The sequence below is a fragment of the Mycobacterium sp. TH-M11 genome (assembly GCF_057473725.1).
Genome location: NZ_JBYCLD010000478.1, coordinates 1 through 2371, shown reverse-complemented (window position 1 = coordinate 2371; position 2371 = coordinate 1). Strand labels below are relative to the sequence as shown.

General features: G+C 65.3%; 3 protein-coding genes. All 3 read left to right on the top strand.

Annotation, left to right across the window (positions count from 1 at the left end):
• Positions 1-1086, top strand: a 1086-nt coding sequence (locus AC2VOG_RS18425; RefSeq protein WP_486941276.1) for a UDP-glucose dehydrogenase family protein, incomplete at its 5' end; no start/stop codon positions are given.
• 39 nt (positions 1087-1125) lie between these two features.
• On the top strand, positions 1126-1494 hold the full coding sequence (locus AC2VOG_RS18420; protein ID WP_486941275.1) for a nuclear transport factor 2 family protein: 369 nt from the start codon (positions 1126-1128) through the stop codon (positions 1492-1494).
• Between the two features lie 10 nt (positions 1495-1504).
• Positions 1505-2371, top strand: a complete 867-nt coding sequence (gene rfbA, locus AC2VOG_RS18415) for a glucose-1-phosphate thymidylyltransferase RfbA (protein WP_486941274.1) — start codon at positions 1505-1507, stop codon at positions 2369-2371.

Here is a 2371-nt window from a genome sequence, read left to right as displayed (position 1 = left end):
TTCCTCGGAGTCGGTACTCCGCAGAAGCGTGGCGAATACGGCGCCGACCTGAGCCATGTACATGCCGTGATCGACACGCTCGCACCGCGGCTGACGCGGCCCGCGGTGATCGTCGGAAAGTCCACCGTCCCGGTCGGGACCGCCGCTGAGCTGGTCGGGCGGGCGCGGGCGGCCGCACGTCACGGGGTGGACGTCGAAGTGGCCTGGAATCCGGAATTCCTGCGCGAAGGTTTCGCGGTTCACGACACCCTGCACCCCGATCGCATTGTGCTTGGCGTGCAGGCTGGTTCGACGCGTGCCGAGGCCGCCATCCGGGAGATGTACGCACCGATACTCGGCGACGGTGTGCCTTTCCTGGTGACCGATCTGCAGACCGCCGAACTGGTGAAGGTCTCCGCCAACGCCTTCCTGGCGACCAAGATCTCGTTCATCAACGCGATCTCCGAGGTGTGCGAGGCCGCCGGAGCCGACGTCAAGTTGCTGGCCGACGCGCTCGGTCACGACCCACGGATCGGGCGCCGATTCCTCAACGCCGGCTTGGGTTTCGGTGGCGGCTGCCTACCGAAAGACATCCGCGCGTTCATGGCCCGGGCCGGTGAGCTGGGTGCGGATCAGGCGCTGACCTTCCTGCGGGAAGTCGACAACATCAACATGCGCCGGCGCACCCGCATGGTCGAACTCGCGACCAAGGCTTGTGGCGGTTCGCTTTTGGGCGCGAACATCGCCGTTCTGGGCGCCGCGTTCAAGCCCGAATCCGACGACGTGCGTGACTCGCCCGCGCTCAATGTCGCCGGCCAACTGCAACTCAACGGCGCTGCCGTCAACGTCTACGACCCGAAGGCGCTGGAGAACGCGCAACGGCTGTTCCCGACCCTGAACTACGCAGTCTCGGTTGAGGAAGCATGCGATCGTGCCGACGCGGTACTCGTGCTCACCGAGTGGCCTGAGTTCGTTGACCTCGATCCCGCGGCGCTCGCCGATCGGGTGCGCTCCTGCGTCGTCGTCGACGGCCGTAACTGCCTCGACGTCCAACGCTGGCAACAGGCCGGCTGGCGTGTGCACTGCCTGGGGCGGCGCGTAGCCTGACTCAATGTTTTTTCTGCCGAACGCGGTACGTTCCTTTGCATGACCACATCGGAGATCGCCACGGTACTGGCGTGGCACGACGCGTTGAACGAGGCTGACACCGACACGCTTCTGGCTCTGTCCAGCGACGACATCGAAGTCGGCGACGCGCATGGCGCCGCCCAGGGCCATGCCGCACTGCGAGAGTGGGCGACCGCCCACCCGCGCCATGCCGAAGTTGGCCGGATCTTCGTCCACGACGGCGTTGTCGTGGTCGAACAACGGACCGGCGGCCCCGGCGAATCCGGCTCCACCTTTGCGTCGGCCTTCCGTGTCGTCCACGATCACGTCACGTCGGTGTTCCGCCACGACGACCTGGCGGTTGCGCTGGCCGCTACCGAACTCACCGACGCCGACCAAGTCGACTGAGGAGCGGCCGATGCGCGGGATCATTCTGGCGGGCGGTGCGGGCACGCGCCTGCACCCGATCACCATGGGCGTCAGCAAGCAACTGTTACCGGTCTACGACAAGCCGATGATCTACTACCCGCTGTCCACCCTGATACTGGCGGGCATCCGCGACATCCAGGTCATCACCACCGCTACCGATGCGCCCGCATTCGGACGAGTGCTCGGCGATGGCAGCGCCTTCGGTACCAACATCACTTACGCGGTGCAGGACCGACCGCAAGGACTGGCGCAAGCGTTCGTGATCGGTGCTGACCACATCGGTTCCGGGTCGGTGGCATTGGCGTTGGGCGACAACATCTTCTACGGCCCCGGCTTGGGAACAAACCTTCGGCGTTTCGAAAATCTCAGCGGGGGAGCAATTTTCGCCTACCGGGTGGCCAACCCGTCTGCCTACGGTGTCGTCGAATTCAACGCCGACGGCATCGCGTTGTCGATCGAGGAGAAGCCGGCGACGCCGAAGTCGAGCTATGCGGTGCCGGGTCTGTACTTCTACGACAACGACGTGATCGAGATCGCCCGAGATCTAAAACCCTCCGCCCGAGGCGAATACGAAATCACCGACGTCAACCGGGTTTACCTCAACCAGGGCCGCCTGGCCGTCGAAGTGCTTGCTCGTGGCACGGCGTGGCTGGATACCGGGACGTTTGAATCACTGGCCGATGCCGGCGACTACGTTCGCACGCTGGAACGGCGGCAGGGGTTGAAAGTCGGCGTCCCCGAGGAGGTGGCCTGGCGGATGGGCTTCATCGACGACAGCCAGTTGACCCGGCGGGCCGAGTCGTTGCTGAAGTCCGGTTACGGCGCCTACCTGCTCGGGCTGTTGGAGCGGCGCTGA

What these genes read in the sequence shown, in the direction of transcription:
- rfbA (WP_486941274.1), top strand. Translation starts at nt 1,505, where the DNA reads ATGCGCGGGATCATTCTGGCGGGCGGTGCGGGCACGCGCCTGCACCCG.
- AC2VOG_RS18420 (WP_486941275.1), top strand. Translation starts at nt 1,126, where the DNA reads ATGACCACATCGGAGATCGCCACGGTACTGGCGTGGCACGACGCGTTG.